Raw genomic sequence first — 26,394 nt, 5'->3', positions numbered from 1 at the left:
TCACTTTCCTTTACTGAGTTTAGCTAATATGAGTAATCTAATTCGCTTCCTCATAATAAGGTTTATAATATTTATCCAATACTTCTTCATCAACTCTGTCAAGCTCTTCTCTTGGCAATATACCAAGAAGTCTCCAGCCTAGATCAAGGGTTGCATCCATGAAACGGTTCTCATCTCTAGCCTGTGATACGAATAATTCTTCAAATACCTTACCGAATTCCATATATTTTTTATCTATATCAGATAACTCATCTTCACCAATTACTGATGCCAGAGCTTTTACTTCTTGAACATGAGCATAAGAGGCAAATAATTGATTGGCTATCTGAGGGTGATCTTCTCTGGTGAATCCTTCACCAATACCGTCCTTCATAAGTCTAGACAATGAAGGTATTACTATTATTGGTGGATAGATTCCTTTTTGATGCAATGACCTATCAAGAACAATCTGTCCCTCTGTAATATATCCAGTTAAGTCAGGTATAGGATGGGTTATATCATCATTAGGCATAGTCAATATAGGAATCTGTGTGATTGAACCTGATCTATCTCTTAACATTCCTGCTCTTTCATACAAAGAAGCAAGGTCACTGTACATATAACCTGGGAAACCTTTTCTACTAGGAATCTCTCCTTTGGATGAGGATATTTCTCTAAGTGCTTCACAATACGAAGTCATATCAGTCAGTATGACAAGTACATGCATATTATGTTCAAATGCCAAATACTCAGCAGTCGTTAAAGCACATCTTGGAGTAACAATTCTTTCTACAACTGGGTCATTAGCACGATTAAGGAACATTACAACTTTCTGTAATACACCACTTTCTTCAAAACTTCTTCTGAAATACTCTGCAACATCATTTTTTACACCCATTGCTCCAAAAACAACAGCAAAGTTATTTTCATCATCATTACCTGTAAGTCTAGCTTGTTTAACTATCTGAACAGCTAGAGCATCATGAGGCAGACCATTTCCTGAGAATACAGGTAATTTCTGACCTCTTATCAGAGTAGTAAGTCCATCTATTGCCGAAATACCTGTTTGAATATAGTTTCTTGGATATTCTCTTGATATTGGATTGATAGGGCTTCCATTAATATCTTTGCTAACATCAGGTATTATATCACCTAGCCCATCAATTGGTCTTCCAAGTCCATCTAATGTTCTACCTAATATTTCTTTTGATAAAGGCATTTCAAGAGCTTTACCCCTGAAACTTGTCCTTGTATTAGCGCTTGATATACCTGTAGTTCCTTCAAAAACTTGAATAACAGCTATATCATCTTTTATTTCTATGACCCTGCCTACTCGTTCTTCTCCATTTTCAAGTTTTATATCAACCATTTCTTCATATGATACATCTTTTACACCCCTAAGAACTACAAGGGAACCAGTTACTTGTTTTAATCCTAAATATTCTATACTCATAGCTTCTTCCTTTCGAAACTCTTATAACTTTCCTTTACTTCATCATAGAAATTATCAACTTTTTCTTTCAGTAAATCAAATTCTTTTAGATTGTTATTACTTACATTATATTTCATCTTGATCATTTCATCATATATACCTGTTTTTCTAAGCTGGGACATTGGTATGCCCCCATTAACCAACTCTTTTGATTTATCTTGTAGATATAGAATGATTTCCATCATCTTATATTGTTTTTTCATAGGTACATAAGTATCAATATCATTGAATGCATTCTGTTGTAAGAATCCTAATCTAATCACTTTTGATATCTCAAGAGTTAATTTTTGATCTTCAGGTAAGATATCCGCTCCGATTAATTTAACAATTTCCATTAATTTGCTTTCTGCTTGAAGTAAACTCACTATCTTAGTTCTCAATTCAAAGAAATCATCAGCTACTTTAGTTTCATACCAATTTTCCAAGTCGTCTATATATTCGCTATAACTATTAAGCCAGTGTATAGCTGGATAGTGCCTTGAATAAGCTAATTGCCTGTCAAGAGCCCAGAAACATCTAACAAACCTCTTAGTATTCTGGGTAACAGGTTCTGAGAAATCTCCCCCTTGTGGTGAAACAGCACCGATTATACTTACTGACCCTTCACTGTCATTAAGATTATCCACATATCCTGCTCTCTCATAGAATTGTGATAATCTTGATGGTAAGTAAGCAGGGAAACCTTCTTCTGCTGGCATTTCTTCAAGTCTACCAGATATTTCCCTAAGTGCCTCAGCCCATCTAGAGGTTGAATCCGCCATTATGGCTACATGATAACCCATATCCCTATAGTACTCAGCTAAAGTTATTCCTGTATATATGGAAGCTTCTCTTGCCGCAACGGGCATGTTTGAAGTATTCGCTATCAATATGGTTCTATCCATAAGTGACTTACCTGATTTTGGGTCTATCAGCTTTGGAAAATCTTCTAAAACCTCTGTTATCTCATTTCCTCTTTCTCCACAACCAATATATACAATGATATCAGCATCACTCCATTTTGCTAACTGATGTTGGGTCATTGTCTTTCCAGTACCGAATCCACCTGGAATAGAGGCTGTACCACCTTTTGCAATTGGGAATAACGTATCAATAACTCTTTGTCCCGTAACAAGAGGTATTGTAAGTCTTCTCCTGTTCTTAAAAGGTCTTGCCATTCTTACTGGCCATTTTTGTATTAAGTCCAATTCTTTTATTTCATCTTGCTCTGTCTTAATCTTAACAATAGTATCATGGACTTTGTATCTTCCATTAGGAGCTGCATATTCTACTACTCCCGACATATATGGGTGCATCATAACTTTATGTATAACCAGATCTGTTTCCTTAATCTCAGCTATAACATCTCCGCCTTTAATGTTATCACCTTTTTTTACAACAACTTCAACTACCCACTCTTTTTCAGTGTTAAGAGATTCTATATCAAGTCCTCGGCTTATAAAAGAACCAGAAATCTCCTCCATCTTTTTCAAAGGACGTTGAATACCGTCAAAAACTCCACCTATAATACCAGGTCCTAATTGAAGTGACAAGGGTTCACCTGTTGATATTACAGGTTCTCCTACTTTAATTCCAGTAGTTGATTCATAGACCTGTACAATTATATCTTCATTCTCTATACTGATGACTTCACCTATCAACTTGGCATTTCCAACTAAAACCATTTCCAACATCTTAAATTTACTGCTGCCTCTTACGGTTACAACAGGTCCATTTACACCAACAATCATATCATCTTTGTTCAATGTGCCACCTTCTTTACTCGATTTCAAGATTACAATTATGCAAAAATGTTTCTTTCTGCTCGTATAATTTACTGTAAAATGAATCATCTAAGTATATATTTTTAGTCTTGTTAAATATCTTACATCCACCAATCATTTTTTTATTCTTGTCTTCAAGAACAATCTTATTATCAAATTCTTTATTTAGCCTGTTAAGATACTTTTCATCGGTATGGGCAATATAGATTAATATTTCCCCATCTCCTATTTTAGCTATATCTTCTTTTATCATGTTTATAAGATACTCTTGATATTCTTTTTTCTGGGTAAACGCTTCTAATTCTTTTTGAGCATCCAGAAAAGTACCTTTTATAATTTCTTCTCTAGCTTTTAATATTTCTCGTTTGCTATCCATAATAGATCTTGAGATTATTTCATTTTTCTCTTTTTGTATACTTTTTAATCCACTTTGAATTATTTCATAAGCTTTGGATAGATATGCAAGCTCTTTTTCTTCATATATTGCTTCAAGTTCTTTTTCTGTTTGCTCCATTATTTCTTTTCTTTGATTACTAACATCTGTCATGATATCATGAGCAAACTTATCTATCTTTTCTTCAACAATTCGCATAATTACCCTTCTTCCTTTTTAACAGTATTAGACGAAAACAAATATCTTGTATTATATCTTTAATCCAATAGCTTCTCTGACATATTTTGTAATTGAATCAGGTGTTCTTCCTGTACCATGTCTATCAGGAATCTCTACAATCAAAGGTGTGTGATAATTAAGTTTTATGTCTTTTATCTTATCTGCAATTAGTTTCCCTAGTTTTTCTGTGATTAATATTATGCCTATATCCCTATCTTTTAGAGCTTCATCAAGGGCATTTCTTATTTCTTCCATTTCATGGACAACTACACCTTCAACACCTGCTAATCTCATACCTGTTTTCGTATCAACGTTATCACTTATAAGGTACATTTTCATAGCTAATCTACCTCCGTTTGCTTTTTAACCTAAAATCAATATAGATATGATAAGTCCATAGATAGCAATACCTTCAGCAAGACCAACAAAGATAACTGTTTTACCTAATAATTTTGAATCCTCACTAATAGCACCTATAGCTGCTGAACCAGATACGGCAACTGCAATTCCTGAACCAATAGCAGCCAAACCAGTAGATAATGCTGCTGCTATATATCTCATACCTTCTGCACTAGCAGCTGCTTTTTCCGCAGTTTCTGCTGCTAAAGCTGTAGTTCCACCTGTTAACAAAACAACAGTAGCAACTATTAAAATCCCAAAGAAACTCAAAACATTTATTCCTAAAATCGTTTTGGCTTTACTTCCATCAATACCTTTTTTTATTGCATATACTCCAGTACCCACTGTAACAACCACTAATAAAAGTGCTAAACTCATTACTATATCCATTATATTTTCCTCCTTGATTTTCCCATAAGCCACATTTTACCTATCATTACGCGGCTTCATTCTATTTATAATAATTTTATCTACAACTCTTTGCAACCAATATCTATGTAATACATTACACATTATATATTAAGTTGCTTGTTTATCTTTTATCTTGAATGGATTAAAGCTTATGCCTTCACCACTAAAGAATCTACTAAATAATTCGTAGTACTCCAATCTTAATCCTTGAATACCTACTATCAAACCTTCCAGACAGATAATCAATATATTACCGAAAATCATTACAAATATACTTCCTGTACCACCCACCATATCTGCCATCATATGGAAAGCTAAAAAGAAACCAACATGATTAAGTGCGAAAGCACCAACTCTTATAAATGATATGGTATTACTTAAGATGGCAAGTAATGTTTCAATAAGTTCAAATATGGCTTCAATAAAATATCCGCCTTTATCCTCAGGTAATATATGTTTCTTTTTCTCTATCAAGTTTCCTAACGGATGTGATAAAAAGATTAATATCAATGGTACCACAATCAATAATAGAATCTGCCATGCTGCAATCTTATAATCACTTATCAATACTTTTGATAGAATTAAATAAATAAGTGCAAGATAGAAAATCAAACCTGTTATTCCATTCCTATCAAAAAGCAACTGTCCCATCTTTTTCTTTTTAACTGCATTCCATATATTTAGAACCATTGCCATTATTAATAATAAAACACCAAATCCAACAGCAATTATTAATACTAATTGTTTATTTTCCATAGGATTAATCATTGGTATGAATCCAAATATCTCTCTTAGAAGCTCTTCATTACCAAATATGGAACCATAGAAGAGACCGAATATCGCTGAAGCTATACCTGCATATATACCAATCTTCCCTAAGGCGTTTCCTTTTTTCTTATAAACATAATAACCTAACAATGCTATGACTAAACCCTGTCCCATATCTCCAAACATCATACCAAACATTAGTAGGTATGTTATAGCTACAAAAGGTGTAGGGTCAAGTTCATTGTAAGATGGTGTACCATACATCTTGACTAATGACTCAAATGGTTTAAAGAACTTATTATTTCTTAGTTTTGTTGGCGGTTTTGTTTTCTTGACTGCTTCATCCTCTTCAACAATACACGTTATGTCATCATCTTCTTTAATCTTTCCCATAAAATCATCCAGCTGACTCTGAGGAACCCAGCCAGTAAGATAAAACGCATCCTTTGAATGGACTACATGTCTCCTTACATCAAACACCTGATCCAACTGGTTGATGATATTATAGATATCAGTGATCTTATGATAATTTTCTTTGTAGAAGTTATCTATCTTCTTGTCAATTTCTTTTTCTTCATCTGATAACTTTGCCAAAGTATCATCTATACTCTTGATTACTTCTTTTGGATGTCCTTTTACTTCACCAGAAATCCTTATTCTTTCAAAGTATAACGATGCAAAGAGACTATCAATGCTTTCTTGTACTATCTTAGGCATGAAGTACAGTAAGAATACGTGGTCATCTTCCTCGAATACTTTGAATACTATTACTTCCAGATCTTCAACATAGTCATTTAGTTTTTTGAAACTATCTTTTGGCATTTTACCAAACCTGAATTTCATAAACTCAAACTCAAATAGTTTATTAATCTCAATATCTACGTTTTTAATTGGAATAATCTGTTTCCTTATCCTCTTATTTATTTTTATCTTATTACTAATATCTTCTTTTTGCTTCATAAGTTCTGATAACTCATTACTCAAATCTTCTACTACAGGTTCTACGTCAAGAGCGCAATTAATTTGTTTGTCATCAATATCAATCTGCTCTAATTTGATGTCAAGATTCTCGCATAATTTACCTAATTTCTTAATCACATTATCATAGGGATTTTTTATAGAAAATGGGTATAATCCTTTAACTGAATCTAGTATTGAAATTGCATTAACCAACTGTACATCATATGGTAAAACATTCTTGATTACAAAGTAATCCAAGGCTTTAATTGGTCCAGCTACATTTACAAAAAACATTTTTTCAATTGACATGAAATCGCCTCCTCCCTATTTTCCAAAACCGATTAAAAATTTCTTAATTTTGTTTGGATCAACGTCATATCTTATGCCTTCGATAATAGTTGTTATATTCATTATCTCTACCTCTTTAGCGAACATATACCCAAGTATGGGTGCTATAGAGAATGGATACATACTTATATTTTTATCATGGATATTAAGTATATACTCGTAGAACTCCTTTTCCCAATAATGTTCATCTGAAGATAATATGTCATTATAGGGAGTTTTTTTCAATATTTCCATTATTTCTTCTACACTGGTAGAATTAATAAGTAATCTCAAATCTTTCTGACTCAACTTATATCGATAGGGTATATGATATCGGTATAAAATCTCTTTTGATATGTTATAATAATGCTTTCCTCTATATACCCACATGATGTTACGTAAATCCGCCTCCAAACCTATAATATGGTTAGCAATCTTTTTATCTGTACCACTAACCAATTCAGGTTGTGCGATAAGTTTTTTATAATAATACATGTCCAGTGCCATCTCTGCTGAAAAAAGGTCTATATGATTATCATCTTTTATTAATGGATTCAATATTTCGTAAAAATTAGTTTCCTTCAATCCATTAACAAACGTTCTAATATCCTTAGCAGCAAACAACTTATTAAAATCAATAACACTATATTTATTAATAAAAAATAATCTTCTATCAATTTGGTGTATATCGCCACCCATTTGTAATGTTCTAAGCATTTTCTTCAAGTCTTCTATCTCTTGTCGTCGATAAATATATCTAAAAACAGATTTTTCATTTCCTTTGAGATATCTACCTATTTTAAGAGCTTCTCTGATAATAGATTTATATAAAAGCATTTCGACTTGACCTCTATGAACATTACTCTCATTTAATTCTTGTAAAAAGTCGTTATAATAAGTATTGTTTTTTAGATATATCGCAACTTCTAGTACACTGTTTCGTAGAAGTAGTTGCTCATAGTCATCTTTTGTGAGCATCTTGCCTTTCATTGCCCTAATCTTAGTAGAAAGATGACTGTACTTGAACGTTGCTAGCATATACTCACCTCTCTAGAACTGCTTTTACAAGCTCATCACTCCATATTTTCCTTTTTTCCTCTCCATAGAGCTTCATTTTTTCTAGTCTTTCTTTTGCTTTTTTTATATACTCATCTGCTTCAGCTTGAGCTTCATCAAGTTCTCTTTGCCTGAGTTGTTTGACTTTTCTATTTGCATCATGTAATATCTTATCTTTCAACTCTTCTACTTTATCTAACATTTCCTTGTGTTTATTTTCTTTTTCCTCTTTTGTTGTGTCCAATACCTCCCTAGCTTTATTTTCAATAGAAATTATTTTATTGATGATAGCTTCCATCACCGCACCTCTTTTCTATAACCTCTTTTCTTATACCTCTTTTACCTTCCTCTTTTTTAAACCTAACTTATATGATATCAAAATTTTTTAAGAATCTCAACTTTTATCTATTTTTTCCCATACCTCATTTTTACTCATATTATTCAATATTCTATATTCATTATCACCCATAGAATTATCGAACTGGCAAATAGATGAATATTTACAATATTCACAAGCATTGTCCTTGCTGTTTTTGTATGGATGTATGAGGATATTCCCTTTCATGATTTCTCTACCAATCTCCTCTGTCTTATCCTTGACAAAATCCATCAATAAATCAAATTGTTCTTTAGAAGCCACTGAAGACCTCTTTCCAATAGTCCCTTTTTTTGTTATTTGAACTGGTATTATATCTGAGTAATTATCAATATCTTTGTCCATCTTGTTGATGATATGAACATCTTCCAGGACAAGTCCATTCATCTTCAAACTTTTAATGATTTGTTTTTCCAGTTCATCCTTATTAAGTTCTGATTCTGTTTTTATTATAGGGTCATCGATGTGATAGTAAAAAACACCTGCTGGTACTATTTTTTTAGTTGTTTTCTTATCCTCTAATTCTGTTACAGCATTAAGATAAACCAACAACTGTAATTGCAATCCGTAATAAAGAGCAGTAATGTCAAATTGTTTATTACCTGATTTATAATCTATTACTTTTACATAAATAGTATCATCTGTCTCATATCTATCAACTCTATCAATTCTACCTTTTAATTTCATGGTTTTTTCATCATCAAAATCAATTTTCAGAGATTCAAGGTCCCCTTTATCAGGGTCAAATGCTACTTCATAATCAGTAGGCTTGAATTCTCCTTTTTTAATATGATATTGAAGCGCCCAAATAGCTCTTTTGGTTATTCTTATAAGTCTATTGATCAGATAAGTGTTTCTTCCTGTGCTGTAAAAGATATTATTGCAGTATTTATCAGCTATCTGTAGAACTGTTTCTTCTACTAATCTATCCCTTACATCATCTTCAATTTGGTTCCATTCCAATTCCCTTTTACTTAACTTCTTAGAGAATTCATCTATGGACCTGTGAAATAATATTCCTATATCAGGCATAGTTATTTCTCTAACCACTCTTTCTGATACGTTTAATCCATAATCCAAGAAATGTGCAAAAGGACATTTTGCAAATTCTTCCAATCTAGAAACACTATTAATAAGTGTATCTGTATAAATACTCGTAACTAATTCATCTGGCAAGAATTCTTCTGTATTAATATGATACAAACCGTTAACAGCTGATTTTACTGAATGTCTCCAATTGTCATTGCTATAGTACCAGCTATATACATCTTTCCAATAATCCGTAAGCCCGATATTATTATATTCACGTAATTTGTTAAGCATATTTCTGAAAGTAGGTTTTTGAAGATATATTTTATCTTCATCTTGTTGTAATTCTATATCGACAACTTCTAGATTCCTAAATATTTTTTTAATTCTACTAATAAGTATTGACGGTCGCATTGATTTACCATCTATATCTGTTCTGGCATAGCTGAGATACAGCTTGTTACTGGGTTTTGTTAAACCAGTATATATCAAGAATTGTTCTTCAAATACTTTTTTCTTAGTACTTGGAGCAAGTTCTATACCTTTTTCAACTAATTTATCTTTGTCGGAATCAGATAATATATTAGCCTTAACTGATATCTTAGGTATCTTACCTTCATTAAGTCCTATTATAAATAATGCTTTTATTTCCCTTAACCTTGACCTCTCCAAATCACCCACTACAACTTGGTCAAGTCCTGGCGGGACAAGTCCCATCTCGCATTGTTCTAATCCTGATTCTAATATAACACTGTATTCGTTAAGTGTAATTTCTTCGTCACCTAGTATATCTACTATATTATCCAATAACTCCATTATAATTTTATAGATAGCCTTATATTCTTTTTCTAAGAGTAACTCATTATCCAGTCTGAATCTTTCACTTCGATTATATATTTTTTCTTCCACATTCAAAGTTACTATAAGATTATACAAAGCTTGGGTTATATCTTTGACTTTAGCCTTTTTATGCCCTATGTTTCTACCAAATTCTAATAATGGATTTACTATTTTATCCCTAGTCACATTTATTCTTTGTAATTGTTCATTAGCATATTCATCATTAATTTTATTATTTATGTATGGGTATTCAAAAACCTGTTCCCATTGTTTTCTTCCTTTTATTCCATATGCCAAAACATAATTTTCTATGATATCTATATCCTCTATAGATATCCCTGTCAAACTGGTTTTAAGATATCGGAATATAGTTTCATATGTATATCCTTTATTAATTATTGAAATGGCAGCTCTAATAAATTCTACTAACGGATTTGATAGGATATCTTTCTTTTTATCTATGAAAAATGGGATATCATATTCCTTAAAACATCTTGATATAATCTTTTCATATCCATCTAAATCACCAGTTACCACTGCTATCTCTCTATATCTATAGTTGTTTTCTTTTATTAGATTAATTATATTATCAGATAGATTAATTACTTCTTTTCTGATATTAGGTGCTGTATGTATATGAATATCACTTTTTTCTTCATTATATATCTTATACGGGTATCTAAAAATGTTTCTTTCCAGATGTTCTAATGCTTTATTTTTATATCTATTGCATTTATTATCAAGTAATATATGTTTTAATACTTTTACTTTACTTTCTTTCGCTAGATTATTAAGCTTGTAGATTGTTTTCTTGGTTTCATAAAATAGTTCTGATTCATCTGATAGATCATCTAATTTATTTATATTATCTATTGTAAGAGTGAGATATGTTTCTCTGGATTTCTTTAATATCTCGTTTAACACTTTATATTGTATAGGTGTAAATCCATAGAATCCATCTATCCAAATTGTAGCTTCCTCTAATAGATTGGATTGTTTTATTGATTCACTTAATATATCTAAGGTATCTTCATTAGTAATATATTCTTTCTTGATAAACTCTTTGAATCCATCATAAACAATCTGTAAATCATTAATCTTAGTTTGTAATAAAGGCTTATTACTTAATTCTACTAATGATTTTGTTAAGTCTTGTGATGATATATCATATTGATAGAGTTCTGTTATAACACTTTTCAATTCTTTAATAAATCCAGGTTTCCCTGAATTCTTATAAAATAATCTAAGCTTCTCCTTATTTTCCTCAATGACTTTTCTTATAACCATACCTTTACCTGTATTGCCAAGTAAAGTCTTATTGGCTCCACCTATCTCATCAAGTATACGATAAGCTAATCTTTGAAAACTTAAAACCTCTATTTGCATGATACCTGACGAAGGATGAAGTTTAACAATATCCTTTTGAGTTTCTAGAGTAAATTGTTCAGGAACTATCATAATAAGGGGTTTATCAATATTTTTCATGGATTCTTTAATAATCTTATCATAGCAATAATATGTCTTTCCTGCTCCAGCACATCCTAGTATATATTGTAATGACATATTTATCCCCCTAACTACATATCTATATTTATTGAAATATTTTTTTCATATTAAAAATTTCATGCATAATTATTTTAACAGATTAATTACTATATGTTAAGAAAAAAATGACCCAATCAAATATTGATTAGGTCATTTATATTATTGATTTAATTTATATAAGTAAAGCTCTTTCTCTCCTAATTTATCTTTGTTCACGCTGTCTTCATCTTTCTCTAATATTGAAACTCTATCTGGGTTTCCATCAGAGATATATTTTTTTTCTGGATGTTGTTCATAATAGTCAAAGAACCATCCCATATCTTGAACTTCTCCTTTTGACCCTCTAGCCCTAGCCACATTCAATGGATCAAATTTTGTATGTAGTGGTGGGTAATATGGCGCACTTGCTCCTTCTTTGAAAGCAACAGAGTAATTGTACTTTATATTATTGTACTCACCATCTAATACTAGATTACGTAAGGCTTTTACTGGTCTGTTTCCAAATGTATATGCTAATGAATCAACTGTATAATCTGGAACAGCATTCTTGATGATCTGATCGACTATACCAATGTTTTTCATTATTTGTCTAGAATCCAATTTGCTCAACATTTGTGTTTTATCATGGGATGCTGTATGATTACCAACGTCATAACCATGGTCTACCAACCATTTGATTCTTTCCTCAACTGTTCCAGCACCTTCAAATATTTTTTGACCATTTATATATAAACCAGCTTTACTATCAAACCCTGGATGTGTTTTAGAGAATCTTTCTATTATTTCAATAGCCGTACCAGGCTTAGGAACTAGTTTTCCATTTTCTTCTATCAATGAAAAAGTTGAACTGAGCCCATCATCAAAGGTAAATACTATAGGTGTATATCCAGCTTCTATATTAATATTATTATCTATATAGTCTCTAACAGATATAGGTCTATATTTATGGTCATACATGTACTGTAACTGTTCAAGTAATTGTTCTTCAGTTACATGATAAGGTGGTAGATCTATGATACCATGATACATAATTACCATTATATGTCCTAATTCATTAGGTTTAACTGCTTGATAATCAATCTCTACTGGTTTCTTTGCTTCTTCTTCATCTTTTGTATCAGTATTCTCACTATCATCTTTTATTTCTTCATTTTTATCATTGTCATCTATTTCATCTTTTTGTTTATCTATATTATTTTCTTTTTCATTATCGTTGTCTATCCCTGTATTATTTTCATCTGGGTCTATCATTTTACAGGATACACTCATCAATACTACAATCATCACTAACATAACTAATTGGGATAGTTTAAAAATTCTACTTTGTTTTGTCATAGGTCTTTTCATCCTTTCCTTGTTTAAAGCAGGTCAAACTTTAGTGATTAAACCTCTCCATCCACTAAAAGCAAACATATAGCTTATGGATTTCTAAAAATTATATAAAATAATTTTGCATAACCTTCATATTTTAGTCCTATCTTAAATAAAATATATTAATCGGACTATTTGTATAAGGAGGCAATTATGAGATCAACCAAAATTATCGTTCTACAACTAAAACAAATAATATATACTGTACTATTTGTCATAGTTGGAATATGTTTAATATTATTACTTATCTACATGTTCAATAATAAAAGTGATACTAAAGCACCTGTAATGGCTACTTATGTTCCTGGAGTTTATACATCATCCATTGTAATCGAAAATCAACCAGTCAATGTTGAAGTTGTGGTTGATAAAAATCATATTAACTCAATTAATCTAACTAACCTGGACAGTGCTATTGCTACACTTAACCCTGCTCTAGTACCAACATTGAGTGACCTAGAGATTCAACTTGTCAATGATACCAGCTTTGAAAACCTAAGCATTAAAACAGATACTAAGTATACGTCCTCACTACTTCTTGGCGCAATAGAAAAAGCCCTAGATAAGGCTAAGCCAGAAGACGTACATAATAAAGAAAACAAATAATTATAATTGCCAGTCAATAAAGTATTTATCTATTTCGTTATGGGTTACAGCAACTAGAAATTTATCAACTATTTTAAATATATCTGTCTCATCTTTTAACTCTACTTTGATAGAATTAGGTCCAAACTTAATTCTATCATTTTTAATCTTTTTATCTTTTACTTTTGCCACCCAAGCTCTGAATCTATCTTCCCAATCATTTATCATAGATTCTTCTATTTCCTCATAGCCATACATCTCGGCTTTAATTTCTTCAACAAATTCTTCTAATTCTAATTTAATCATAACTAACCTCCGTAATATTTCTTTTTTTATAAGTTACATAAAACTTTCAAAGCTCTTTTTTTAACTTCTATATGAAGTGGATACTCTGGACCTGTTTCTCCATCAATATCTGACTCTTTAAACATTTTCAATCCTTCTACACACTCTATATCTATTTTGTTATCTTGGAAAAATACTATGTTCCTATCTTGAAGATGCTCTCCAATCAATATTTTACCAAATAAAACTGCAACTTCATTAATTGTACATGCTTTGATTCCGATAAAATCCATCTTACCATCATCAATCTGTGCATCTACCCCTAATTTATTGAATCCTCCAGCGCTTTTGCCATTCAATACCAAAAACAGATAAAAATAATCATCTAATACTTCATCTTTCCTAGTAATCTTGTAGCGAATCTTTCGAAATCTAGGTAGCTGCTGAACACCCTTTATATAATATCCAAGCTTTCCTAATGTATTTTTAAGTTCTAAATCCATGTTTTGAGATATATTTGTAAATAATCCTCCACAACAGACATTGATAAAGTATTTATCGTTCACCTTACCCACGTCTACGTTTTTAACATTCATCTTAGCAAGAGTTTCAATACATTCACCATATCTGAAAGGCATCTTAAGATGAGATGCAAAATCGTTGGCAGTTCCTGCTGGAATTACACCTAAAGGTACATCAATATGGTTTTTCATTATACAATTTACCACTTGGTTGACTGAACCATCCCCTCCGGCTACAATTATAGCACTACAATTATTTAGATCCTGGCTTGTTAAGTAATCAGCCATATCATCTTTGCTTCTAGTTCTATGTATTCTAGTTTCATAGCCTACATCTTGGAATATGGATATAAATAAATCTAGGTAAGCTGGAAAATCTAGGTTTCCAGACATTGGATTATATAATAATTGAACATATTTCATAGGATATCTCAAATCTCCTCTATATTACTTATTGAATAATGCAAATCAGACTTTCATTAGATACAAATTTCTATAAAAAAATCTTGTTACTTCTAAATTATAACCATCATAACATAATCTTATTTATCCTTTAATTTTTCATAGTAAAACTGCACTAATACCTTACTAATCATTATACACTACTGCCTATCTAACGCAACCTTTTTTTAGAGTAATTAAAATATATTTAATTAATTTAATACATTTATTCTAGATGTATTAAGTAAATATTTTACGATATAACAATATTTTTATCCAATTATAAGGAGAGTATTTATAGTATTTATTTATTAGAATAGTGTATTATGAACATACAATTAGTATCAAATCCAACATTTTTAATAAATATATTTAATATCATTTAAATTTGTATAATATATTATCAAAGTTATATTTATTATACAAAAAACATTATATATTGACATTATTTTATTAATATTTTACAATAAAACATATAATTATATATTTAGATATTATTACTTAATAGACCTAATTTTTAATACACTTAAGTCATAATATTAAAACCAATAATGAGGAGGAGAATTATAATTAAAAAACTAGTAAATTTAATGGTAGTAGTAGTAATGATGTTAACAGCAATGATGGTATCAACAGTAACAGCAGAGACTTTTGTAACGGTGACAGTACAAGGAGAAACTGTAGATTTTCCAGATGCTCAACCATTCATTGATGCTAACAATAGAACTCTTGTTCCAATAAGATTCATAAGTGAAGCATTAGGTGGTCAAGTTAGCTGGGATGGTGACCTTCAACAAGCAACTATAACATATGATAATAAAGTCATTAAATTAGTTATTAATAATAAAGAAATAACTGTTGATGATAAAGTACAGGTTATGGACACACTAGCTATATTAAAAGATTCTAGAACTTATGTTCCTGTAAGATTTGTTAGTGAGGCAATGGGTGCTAATGTAGAGTGGGATAGCACTAATTATATAGTTACTATAACTCTAAAGCGTGATACCGTAGATTTGAAAGAAATGACTAATGAGGAAATCATACAACAATTACAGGAGTATCCATATTTAGAAAACAATTATGGTATAGATTTTATGGAAGATGATGAGTGGTTACTTAACCGCTATGGACAAGATAAAATTAAAGAATTTGTGGGAATTGGCAAAAGTTATATGGAAACATTCTATAATGTAGACTATAAAACATATAATAAAGCTGACTATATTGAAAAACTAAAATGGTTCTTTTTAGAGAGTTCTTCTTGGATAGCTGATGATCGTATTCAAAGAGCTAGTGAAGAACATATAAATTACTGGGCTGATATGATAACAGATAAACAAATATCTATGCATACAGAATTTATAACTGATAAAACTTGTATATATACCAATGGTCCTATATTGATTAGAGGAAGAATGAATTATATAATTGAGAATTGTAATGATATGGAGTGGTTAAGAAAATATACTCGATATGGAAATGTTGAACTTGGCAAGCAATACACTTGTGTAGTGGATGTTGAAATATCTAATTCAGCAAAGAACGCTCATGAGAAATGGGAAACATCTGAAAGACTTCTTTCTGATGAACATTTTGTAACACCAATCAAGGAAGTGAAGTAGATTAAAAATCAATGATTAATTAATATACCTAATAATGGTAAATTAATTTAAGTCATAATATTATACCCAATAATGAGGAGGAGAATTATCAATGAAAAAAGTAGTAAATTTAATGGTAGTAGTGGTAATTATGTTGACAACAATATTGGTATCAACAGTAACAGCAGAAACTTATGTAACGGTTACAGTAGAGGGTGAAACTGTAGATTTCCCAGATGCTCAACCATTCATAGATGCCAATAACAGAACTCTTGTTCCAATAAGATTTATCAGTGAAGCATTAGGTGGGCAAGTTAGCTGGGATGGTGACCTTCAACAGGCAACTATAACATACGATAAAAAAATTATCAAATTAGTTATTAATAAGAAAGAAATAACCGTTGATAATCAAGTACAAGTCATGGACACACAAGCTATATTAAATGATTCTAGAACGTATGTCCCTGTAAGATTTGTTAGTGAAGCAATGGGTGCTAATGTAGAGTGGGATAGCACTAATTATATTGTTATTATAACTCTTGTTCGTGATACCGTAGACTTGAAAGGTATGACTAATGAGGAAATAATACAAGAATTACAAGAGTATCCATATGTAGAGAATAGTTTTACTAATCGTATTGAAAATAATGAATGGATGTCCAATCGATATGGAAAGGATAAACTAAAAGAGTTTGCACAAATCGGAAAAAGTTATATGGAAACGTTTTATAATGTGGATTATAGAACTTATAATAAGGAAAACTATGTAGATAAATTGAAATGGTTCTTTTTAGAAAGTTCTAGTTGGGTAGCTGATGACCGTATAGAAAGGGAAAACGAAGAACATATAAATTACTGGGCTAATATGATAAAAGAAAAACAGATATCTATTCATACAGAATTTATAACTGATGAAACTTGTATATATACCAATGGTTATACAATGATAAGAGGAAGAATGAATTATATAATAAAAAGTTGTAATGATATGGAATGGTTAAAAAAATATACAAGATATGGAGATGTTGAACTTGGTAAAAATTATACTTGTGTTGTAGATGTTCAAATAATTACTAAGGCTAAAAAACCTGATGAAAAATGGGAGACTGCTGAGAGACTTCTTTCTGATGAACATTTTATAACACCAATTAAGGAAGTAAAATAAATTAAAAATTAATGATTAATTAATATATCTAATAATGGTAAATTAATTTAAGTCATAATATTATACCCAATAATGAGGAGGAGAATTATCAATGAAAAAAGTAGTAAATTTAATGGTAGTAGTGGTAATTATGTTGACAACAATATTGGTATCAACAGTAACAGCAGAAACTTATGTAACGGTTACAGTAGAGGGTGAAACTGTAGATTTCCCAGATGCTCAACCATTCATAGATGCCAATAACAGAACTCTTGTTCCAATAAGATTTATCAGTGAAGCATTAGGTGGGCAAGTTAGCTGGGATGGTGACCTTCAACAAGCAACTATAACATACGATAAAAAAATTATCAAATTAGTTATTAATAAGAAAGAAATAACCGTTGATAATCAAGTACAAGTCATGGACACACAAGCTATATTAAAAGATTCTAGAACTTATGTTCCTGTAAGATTTGTTAGTGAGGCAATGGGTGCTGATGTAAAGTGGGATAGCACTAATTATATAGTTATTATAACTCTAAAGCGTGATACAGTAAACTTGGAGGGTATGACTAATGAGGAAATCATACAACAATTACAGGAATATCCCTACCAAGAAAATCATTTTACAAAACGAATTGAAAACCATGAGTGGTTAGTCGGTCGCTACGGCGAGGATAAGGTAAAAGAATTTGTTGCAATTGGAAAAAATTTTATGGAAACATTCTATAATGTGGATTATAGAACCTATAATAAAGCAGAATATGTAGAAAAATTAAAATGGTTCTTTTTAGAAAGTTCTTCTTGGATTGCTGATGACCGTATAGAAAGAGATAATGAAGAACATATAAATTACTGGGCTAATATGATAACCAAAAAACAAATAGCTATACATACAGAATTTGTAACTGATGAAACCTGCATATATACCAATGGAGATACAATGATAAGAGGAAGAATGAACTATGTTATTGAAAGTTGTAATGATATGGAATGGTTAAAAAAATATACTAGATATGGAAGTGTTGAACTTGGTAAGAAATATACTTGTGTAGTGGATGTTGAAATAGCAAATTTAGCACGAAAGTCTAAGGAGAAATGGAAAACAGCGGAAAGACTTATTTCTGATGAACACTTTATTACACCAATCAAGGAAGTGAAGTAGATTGAAAAAGATAGTAGGTATATTACTAATATACGTAGTCATAATAAATACATTATTCATAACTAGTCATGCAGAAGATGGAGAAAAAATACGATTTGATGAATATGGCAATTTAAAGTTTACAACAGTAGGCATAAAAGCAACAACAGGTACCAGATATTCAACTATTGGCTGGCAAATGTTTGACCAAGATAAAACCTCACATAGTAGAAAAAAATCTGTTGTTCTGAAATTAGATGCAGATGATAAATCAAGTAAGGAAAGTGAAAATATTGGAGGCAGCCCTGAACGAATTAGGACTACATTCTATATATCATATGAAATGATTACTAAGAGATTAAAAGAAGAAGAAAAAAATAACCCCGGCTGGGCAAATCAACTTTTAATAGATGGAGGTAAGGTGTATTTAGACCCCGTATATACAATTAAACTTGTCAAAGGAAATGATGAGAATTATCTAGGACATCTTAATGATCGAGGAGAAAAAGCAAATGCAAAAGATGAGGTCTACTATTCATGCGAGGGAGAGGAAACACTTATCAATGGAAAATTTAAACCTGCGAAGTGGCACGGTGGAATAAAATATGCAAGAGGTTGGCTTCACCCAAATGATTTTGATGATGATTATAATAAGGAACTTGAATTCCCCTCATTTATATCAAATGTAATTATCCGTCATATGACCAAAGATATACACGGAAATGATGTATTGATGCCTAATGAAAAGGAGAAAAAAGATTCTTTGGACCATGGCATGTCTCAAACATATTCAAAAAAAGTATTTCCAGGATATAAATACCATTCATGTACTATACAGAAGGATAATGGCACAATTGAAACAAAAACAGATGAATTCATAACAATAATAGGTAAAAATAAATATCAAGCAAAAAAATATGGCGAAATAGAAGAAGGTTCTTTTAAAGAAGCAAATGTAATCTTCTACTACGTACCCGTCCAAGCAACAGGGACTCACCAATTAAAAGCTGAACCAGATAGTCAGCAGGTTGAAGGTGAAAAAATTGGGCAAATGGCAAATATAACTATTGACCTTACCCAAGGTGCAAAAAGTTTAGAAGACTGGAATGTTTTTGTTGGAAACAGCAACGTAGAGCTCACTGTAAACTTAAAAAGAGATAAAAGCGGAGCCATTATTCAGCCTCAAGCAAATTATACCTATGATATTAGTGCTACGCAATTACTTAACTACCTTGGTGGTGAAAAACTATATTATACTGATGACCTTACCCAATATCCAATAGCAGGTGGAGAAACCATAGAGTTTGAATATGATGCAGATATAAGTGTAAAAGTACGTGACAAAACAATTCCTCTTAATGGGTCTGCAGATGTAGCCTCCTTCTATAGGAAACCTGAAACAGATGGCTATGTATCTACACCAAGTTATTGGTCAGAAATCAAACAAGGTGATGTCTATCATGAACAATTTGAAGCTATGGCAGGAACACCTACAACACGAAACCTCTACTTTGCATCAGGAGGATCAGAATTCATAGTTGATATTGAAGTTGAATATGTACCTAATGGAACAGCAACAAGAAGGTATTCCTCAAAGTATAATGAAGTATGGTGTGAAAATAGAGATAGTCATATAGGTCCTCTACATAACCATAATCTCCCCAGTAAAAAAGGAGGATGGTCCAAATCCAATCCTGGAGCACCTACACCAAGAACTATAACAGGATACGATGGAACGATACATTCAGAAAGCACCAGTGTTAATAGTAAAAAAGTTGTAACTAGAAAGGCTACTGAAACACAATCAGAAGAATCCCATACAGAATATCAGCAAGTATGGTCTGGTCTTTCAAGACATACAGGCTGTGGTCCATGTTGTAATCATAGAGTTGGGGGCTACAGTGATACTTGGAGCCAAAATGTAACCTTTGATTACATGAAAATAAAGAAAGTAAATGTATGGGAAATTAAACAGTCAAAAGTTGATGGTATGAGAGAAATTATCGGTACAGATAAAGTAACAGCTACAATCAAGAAAGGTAATCCAAATATATTTTGGAACATAGCAAGTAGTGATACAAGTAGAAATCATCGCTTAAGATACTCTCTTGAAACGGGTCAACATGATTATGTAACGTGGAATGAAGGAGATTCAGATAATAAATGTAGTAATAGTAAAGACTCTGGACCAGTTAATGAGCAAAAACAGTTTAATTACAGAAGAAATCTACCAAACAATGTCATTGCTATTTCAGACTTCTTAATACTACAGACATCCTCAGGAGATCAGTCTGTCATATACTTTCAGTCAGACCCTTCACCTACCCTTAAAACAACGGAATTACTAGAGGTACCTAAGACAAGTAAAGAAGAAATGTGGGATAATAATCCCCTATCAGCTTCTAGGTGGAGTGAAGATCATATCAATATTGGTTCATATAATGGAAAATATTATCGACCAAATGAAAAATATAAAGGAAGCGGTAATCGCACAAGAGTATCAACTATATTTGATAGTAAACCATTTGGTAAAAGCAGACCATCAAGACCATCCACTGAATTACGCTTAATCAATACCTCACTTGATATAATGGATGAAATACCTAATGGAGAATATATAACAGGACAGTCAAGCATATTTTATGAATTAAGATTATCACGTGGTAGTGGAAGCACAGCATATAGTAAATCTAGAAATAGCGAATATGGTATGAATGGACAAGAATTCAAAACAACCTATTCTGATAATCATACCAAAGTTAACGATATAGTTATACATAATCCAGTGTCAGCAGAAAATGCCATAGTAATACCACTCCCAGAAACAAGAGACCAAAGAACACCATCAACCAAAAATATTGGGGGTAATTGTCAGGATGATCTAGAAGAAGTAGAATGGGTTTTAGACTGTAAATATACAGGTGGACACGAACATACACCCAGTTGTTATACAACAAAACAGGTAATTAACCCTAATTATGTACAACCCCAAGAGGCTACCACATATACTTATGACTATACTGGAAGCCACCAGACTTTTACTGCACCTTGTGATGGTATCTATAAACTTGAAACATGGGGTGCATCAGGAGGTACAAGCTATAGCGATGATAGAGGATATGGTGGTAAAGGCGGTTACTCCTATGGCGAGAAATATCTAAAAAAAGGAGATATGTTATACCTATATGTAGGAGGAAGGGGTTCTGATGGTTATCCAAGAGACGGTTATGCTTACGGAGGTTATAATGGTGGTGGTAGAGGCTCCCAATATGGTCGTTCAGATGAATGTGGTTCTGGAGGAGGCGGAGCTACAGATATAAGAACTAGTACCTCACTGTCTTCAAGGATTATTGTTGCAGGTGGCGGCGGTGGTGCTGGAGAAGATAGAGAAGAAGGCGGACATGGTGGTGGCTTATCGGGAACATCTGGAGGTTCTAGTAATTCACCAGGAACACAAACATCTGGTTATCGACTAGGTAGAGGTGAGAATTGTTCATCGTCAGATAGCGGCGGCGGTGGCGGTGGTGGTTATTATGGCGGTCTCACGGGTACAGAACAAGCTGGAGCTGGTGGTTCAGGGTATATTGGTGGTGTATCCAATGGTACCACATCATCAGGAATTAATAGTGGTCACGGTAAGATAAAAATTACTACTCCTGAGATTATCTCATCAGAACCTCAGTATATAACAGTAAAAACATTGAATTGTACAGAACCACACCATGAAGGAGGACATTATCCTGAATGCTACAAAGAAATAAGTGATACAATTTCTGCTAACAAGCCAGTAATCATTTACGATGAAGGGTTAGGTCAAAATGAAAACGTTAGCCCTGGAAAATTCATTAACTTGGACTACCCATTCCAAATATACTTCCCAAGTACAGGAGACTTCTATGGTAATGGTCAATTAGGGATTGGTAAGACGACCAAAACAAGAGGTAAAGGTTTTGTTAATGATATGGATACAAGTGAATGGATTGCCAAAAAAAGCGTAACCTTTGGATTTAATGTCATCTATAACGGTAAGTTGTATAAAAAATGGGAAGAGATCTCACTGCCCGTAGGCGGTAGCAAGTACAATTTTTATTGTCCTCTTGCTAATAATGAAGAAATAAGTTCATTAGTAACATTTAAGGTAGTAGCTAATAATGGTGATATAGATAATAATAAATATCCAACTAATAAAGTAAGATATTACAATAAAGGAGCTTTGCACAGTGCACTTAGAAAATATAATATTGATGTTGTAGGAAGAATTGGCAATCTTGTCATAGAAGATACACAAGACTTCAGATATTCTAACCTATTCAAAGAACCATTATCTAGTTGGTATACAGATGCTGATTGGTATGTTAATCAAGTAATTAAAAAAGTAGATATAAGGAAACAGAATAATGTAGTTGGAAGTTATATGGATATAAGAGGCGATAAAGCAGATGATAGTAATCATTTTCTTAATACTTATGGTTTACTTGAACATCTTAATAAACCTAATGAGTACTTATGGAGACAGCATAATAAGCCCAATACAAGTTGGAAACCTATTTACTTCCCTCTTTCACCTAGTGATAATAATATAGAGGTGTTAAAAGATAAACCTCTCACAATAGGATACAAATTATTAGCAGATGTACAAACAATAGGTAATTATTATACGGATGTTCAGATAATGCCTTACTATTACTATTTGGATACGACAAAGAATCCCTCAGACCCAGATTATATTACACCTCTTGATATTTATATTAATGTAAGTGGTGCATATAAACCTTTTAATATATTTGATGCAGCTAGATCAGGAGCAGATACAAGTCTACTATACCCTTATAAATATGTTTATGATTGGGACGAAGAGAAACTCAGAAGAAATTATTCACAAGAGGAAGGAGAGTTAACCAAACGAGTAGCAGCAAAATATGGCTATACAGATAGTAGTGGTAATACAAAACCTCTAGTAACTCCATCAGCAATTAGTAATCAATTAGGAAATGGACAAGTCATTTTTCTAAAAGGCAGAAACAGAACATTCATAGGAACTGATCAAACAAAAGGAATGGATAAGAATCCAGGAAGGAAGATATCATCATTATTTTATGGACTACAAGCTCAACGATGGCATTTTACACTTGGACTACCATCATCTGCAGTAGCCGTAAAACATGGTGAGATGTTAAAGAATGAAAATATAAGGAAATTACATTCTAAAGATGGTTTAATCCTCATGGCAGCAGATATAAAATCAGTGGGTAATGTCTATACATTACAATATGCACATACAAACAATCCTATTAAGATTGGAAAGGCAGGTACAAGTGATTATCGTGAATACCCAATACCATCATCAGATATACCTTATTCAGTAATCAGTGTATATTCAGCATGGAAATCGTCACGAGATGACTTAGACATATCGGGTACCCATTAAGGATAACCAGAATAAATTTATAAAAACAAAAAGCAAATTAATATACTAATGGGTAAGTTTTGTTAAAACATTCATTATAAAACTTACCCATTCCTTTTTTTTATGGATATACCTATAAATAATGAATGTATAATGTTCTATTTCATAAATAACTGTAATACTGTTATTATATAACTTAAAAATAAGGAGTTTTCATGAAAGTATTGTTTTTTGAAAAAGATGACCGTTTTGTATTTGGACTTCCACTTGGATTTCGTGATGCAGGACACAAAATTCTAGTCTCTGGATCAATAAATGAAGAAAAAGTATATAGACTTATAAATAAATTCCAACCAGATCTAATTATTCTAATGGGATGGACTGTAGAGCATACAGACTCCAATCTAAAACTAATAGGAGTAACCTGTGACAGATATAAGATTCCTCTGGTATATTGGGCTACTGAAGATCCGACATTTATTAATGAGTTTTCAATTCCTTTAATAAAAAAGACCAATCCCAAATATATATTTACAATTTCACCATCTTGTATCCCTATATATGAATCTCTTGGAATTGGTGCAGCCCATATACCTTTTGCATATCAACCAAGTATCCATCAGCCTGTTACATGTGAAGAATGGTGTAAAAAAAATATAGCGGTTGTGGCTAATGCTTATCCTAATGTCCTCTCCTGGGATGAAAATCATTATAGACATAAATCTCTTGACATATTAATTAAACCTCTATTACAAAATGATATCCCAGTTGATTTCTGGGGGAAATATTGGGATAAAATGGTACCTTATCTAGGAACAGAAATAAACCCTAACAATATCCATGGCTACCTGAACTATCTACAAGCTAATAATGTTTATAGATGCTCCAACATGATAATAGGACTCCAAAATTATCACGATGAATCAATAACAATGAGAACCTATGAAATACTTGGTTCCAGAGGATTCTTAATAACTTCTTATAACAGTAGGTTATGCGAATTATTTACTCCTGATAAAGATTTGATTGTATCTTCTTGCGAGAAGGAAACACTAGATTATGTTGATTTCTATTCAAAGCATCCAGAACTTAGAGAAAAAATAAAAGAAAATGGCTATAAGGCTGTTAGTGAACATACTTATAAGCATAGAGCAGAAAAAATGATTGATACATTACAAAAAGAGGGAATACTATAAAAATCTTGCTGACATGTAGGGCTTATGATAATCATAATCATGGACTGCCAGTAGCAGTCCTTTTTCGCTTTTCATAGTCATCTTTTATAATAATCCCTATACCAATCAACAAACTCATTTATACCGTCTTCAATATCAGTCTTGGGTTTAAAACTAATATCTTTTTCTAGGTCACTAACGTCTGCATATGTTTTAGGCACATCTCCTGGCTGCATGGGAAGATATTTTTTAATTGCAGATTTACCTAATTTATCTTCTAAAACTGATATGAAATACTCCAATTCTATTGGACAATTATTACCAATGTTATATATCTTATATGGAGCAAAACTTTTACTACACTCACTGCTCTTATCATTCCATTCTTTATTTTTTTGTGGAATATGATTTATTAACTTTACAATACCTTCTACAATATCATCTACATAAGTAAAATCTCTTACCATTTTACCATAATTGAAAACATTGATTGGTTTATCCTTAAGAATAGCATCAGTAAATAAAAACAGTGCCATATCAGGTCTTCCCCATGGTCCATACACAGTAAAAAATCTAAGACCAGTTGTAGGTAGATTATATAAATGGCTATAAGTATGTGCCATTAACTCATTAGCTTTTTTAGTAGCGGCATACAGACTTACTGGATGGTCTACATTATGGTTAGTTGAAAAAGGGACTTGCTTATTACCACCATAAACTGAACTTGAAGATGCATATACTAGATGTTTGATATCATGATTTTTACACGCTTCCAATATACTTAAGAATCCAACTATATTTGAATCTATATAAGCTTTTGGATTTTTCAAACTGTATCTTACTCCTGCTTGTGCTGCCAAATTAACTACATACTTAATATTATTATCTACAAAAATATTATTAATATCTTTTTCATCTTCTAATGATACTTTATAGAATTTAAAATTATTATACTTCTTCAGAATATCAAGTCTTGAATATTTTAAATTGATATCATAATAATCATTGATATTATCAACACCTATTACTTCTATGTTTTCCTTCAATAAATATTTGGACAAATGAAATCCTATGAAACCAGCACAACCAGTTACTAATATTTGCTCATTAGGTAATTTCAACTTTTCTTTGTTCAATTATAGCTCCCCTTACTGAATAA

At 31.7% G+C, this 26,394-nt stretch carries 19 protein-coding genes; 6 read left to right on the top strand and 13 right to left on the bottom strand.

The features are described 5' to 3' along the window. Positions 1 to 37: 37 nt before the first annotated feature. From HYG85_RS15705 to HYG85_RS15660, 10 genes are all read right to left on the bottom strand, one after another. Entirely contained in the window at positions 38 to 1,432 is a 1,395-nt protein-coding gene (locus tag HYG85_RS15705; protein ID WP_113673841.1) for a V-type ATP synthase subunit B, read from the bottom strand. Then, positions 1,429 to 3,216, bottom strand: coding sequence for a V-type ATP synthase subunit A (locus HYG85_RS15700; protein ID WP_202975204.1), 1,788 nt, complete (start codon positions 3,214 to 3,216; stop codon positions 1,429 to 1,431). Before HYG85_RS15700 ends, HYG85_RS15705 begins: the two co-directional genes overlap by 4 nt. Before the next feature lie 13 nt (positions 3,217 to 3,229). Continuing rightward, positions 3,230 to 3,826 carry a V-type ATP synthase subunit E gene (locus HYG85_RS15695; RefSeq protein WP_212690440.1) on the bottom strand — a complete coding sequence of 199 codons (597 nt, stop codon included), beginning with the start codon at positions 3,824 to 3,826 and terminating at the stop codon, positions 3,230 to 3,232. Positions 3,827 to 3,877: 51 nt separating this feature from the next. Next, positions 3,878 to 4,186, bottom strand: coding sequence for a V-type ATP synthase subunit F (locus tag HYG85_RS15690; RefSeq protein WP_113673839.1), 309 nt, complete (start codon positions 4,184 to 4,186; stop codon positions 3,878 to 3,880). Positions 4,187 to 4,210: 24 nt separating this feature from the next. Beyond that, positions 4,211 to 4,636 (bottom strand): ATP synthase subunit C, encoded by a 426-nt coding sequence (locus HYG85_RS15685; protein WP_212690439.1) that lies wholly within the window; start codon positions 4,634 to 4,636, stop codon positions 4,211 to 4,213. Between the two features lie 129 nt (positions 4,637 to 4,765). Next, positions 4,766 to 6,694, bottom strand: coding sequence for a V-type ATP synthase subunit I (locus HYG85_RS15680; protein ID WP_212690438.1), 1,929 nt, complete (start codon positions 6,692 to 6,694; stop codon positions 4,766 to 4,768). Between the two features lie 15 nt (positions 6,695 to 6,709). Further along, positions 6,710 to 7,750, bottom strand: coding sequence for a V-type ATPase subunit (locus tag HYG85_RS15675; protein WP_113673836.1), 1,041 nt, complete (start codon positions 7,748 to 7,750; stop codon positions 6,710 to 6,712). 4 nt (positions 7,751 to 7,754) lie between these two features. Then, positions 7,755 to 8,066: a ribonuclease H2 subunit B gene (locus HYG85_RS15670; RefSeq protein ID WP_113673835.1), complete on the bottom strand. Its 312-nt coding sequence runs from the start codon at positions 8,064 to 8,066 to the stop codon at positions 7,755 to 7,757. Between the two features lie 96 nt (positions 8,067 to 8,162). After that, on the bottom strand, positions 8,163 to 11,576 hold the full coding sequence (gene addB / locus HYG85_RS15665) for a helicase-exonuclease AddAB subunit AddB (RefSeq protein WP_212690437.1): 3,414 nt from the start codon (positions 11,574 to 11,576) through the stop codon (positions 8,163 to 8,165). 141 nt (positions 11,577 to 11,717) lie between these two features. Beyond that, on the bottom strand, positions 11,718 to 12,893 hold the full coding sequence (locus HYG85_RS15660; protein WP_212690436.1) for a polysaccharide deacetylase family protein: 1,176 nt from the start codon (positions 12,891 to 12,893) through the stop codon (positions 11,718 to 11,720). A gap of 189 nt (positions 12,894 to 13,082) precedes the next feature. On the opposite strand from HYG85_RS15660, the gene HYG85_RS15655 reads away from it, so the two are divergent. Further along, positions 13,083 to 13,535, top strand: a complete 453-nt coding sequence (locus tag HYG85_RS15655; RefSeq protein ID WP_113673832.1) for a hypothetical protein — start codon at positions 13,083 to 13,085, stop codon at positions 13,533 to 13,535. Here the strand turns inward: HYG85_RS15655 and HYG85_RS15650 are convergent, their stop codons facing one another. After that, positions 13,536 to 13,820 (bottom strand): hypothetical protein, encoded by a 285-nt coding sequence (locus tag HYG85_RS15650; protein WP_113673831.1) that lies wholly within the window; start codon positions 13,818 to 13,820, stop codon positions 13,536 to 13,538. Between the two features lie 26 nt (positions 13,821 to 13,846). Continuing rightward, positions 13,847 to 14,743 (bottom strand): YegS/Rv2252/BmrU family lipid kinase, encoded by an 897-nt coding sequence (locus HYG85_RS15645; RefSeq protein ID WP_113673830.1) that lies wholly within the window; start codon positions 14,741 to 14,743, stop codon positions 13,847 to 13,849. 623 nt (positions 14,744 to 15,366) lie between these two features. Here HYG85_RS15645 and HYG85_RS15640 point away from each other — a divergent pair. The 5 genes from HYG85_RS15640 to HYG85_RS15620 all read left to right on the top strand — a co-directional run bounded on the left by HYG85_RS15640 (position 15,367) and on the right by HYG85_RS15620 (position 25,256). Continuing rightward, positions 15,367 to 16,386 (top strand): copper amine oxidase N-terminal domain-containing protein, encoded by a 1,020-nt coding sequence (locus HYG85_RS15640; protein ID WP_212690435.1) that lies wholly within the window; start codon positions 15,367 to 15,369, stop codon positions 16,384 to 16,386. 91 nt (positions 16,387 to 16,477) lie between these two features. Continuing rightward, positions 16,478 to 17,530 (top strand): copper amine oxidase N-terminal domain-containing protein, encoded by a 1,053-nt coding sequence (locus HYG85_RS15635; protein ID WP_212690434.1) that lies wholly within the window; start codon positions 16,478 to 16,480, stop codon positions 17,528 to 17,530. Positions 17,531 to 17,621: 91 nt separating this feature from the next. Then, entirely contained in the window at positions 17,622 to 18,674 is a 1,053-nt protein-coding gene (locus HYG85_RS15630; RefSeq protein ID WP_212690433.1) for a copper amine oxidase N-terminal domain-containing protein, read from the top strand. Position 18,675: 1 nt separating this feature from the next. Next, on the top strand, positions 18,676 to 24,081 hold the full coding sequence (locus HYG85_RS24425) for a glycine rich domain-containing protein (RefSeq protein WP_244971208.1): 5,406 nt from the start codon (positions 18,676 to 18,678) through the stop codon (positions 24,079 to 24,081). A gap of 194 nt (positions 24,082 to 24,275) precedes the next feature. Next, a complete protein-coding gene (locus HYG85_RS15620) occupies positions 24,276 to 25,256 on the top strand; it encodes a CgeB family protein (RefSeq protein WP_212690432.1) in 981 nt (326 codons plus the stop codon). 77 nt (positions 25,257 to 25,333) lie between these two features. On the opposite strand, the gene HYG85_RS15615 is transcribed toward HYG85_RS15620, so the two are convergent. Next, complete coding sequence (locus tag HYG85_RS15615; protein ID WP_212690431.1) at positions 25,334 to 26,371, bottom strand: NAD-dependent epimerase; 1,038 nt, start codon at positions 26,369 to 26,371, stop codon at positions 25,334 to 25,336. Positions 26,372 to 26,394 lie beyond the last annotated feature (23 nt).

The organism is Vallitalea guaymasensis (genome assembly GCF_018141425.1).
Classification (GTDB): Bacteria; Bacillota; Clostridia; order Lachnospirales; family Vallitaleaceae; genus Vallitalea; species Vallitalea guaymasensis.
The sequence above is the reverse complement of the archived record's forward strand: the minus strand, read 5'-3'. Positions and strand labels throughout refer to the sequence as shown.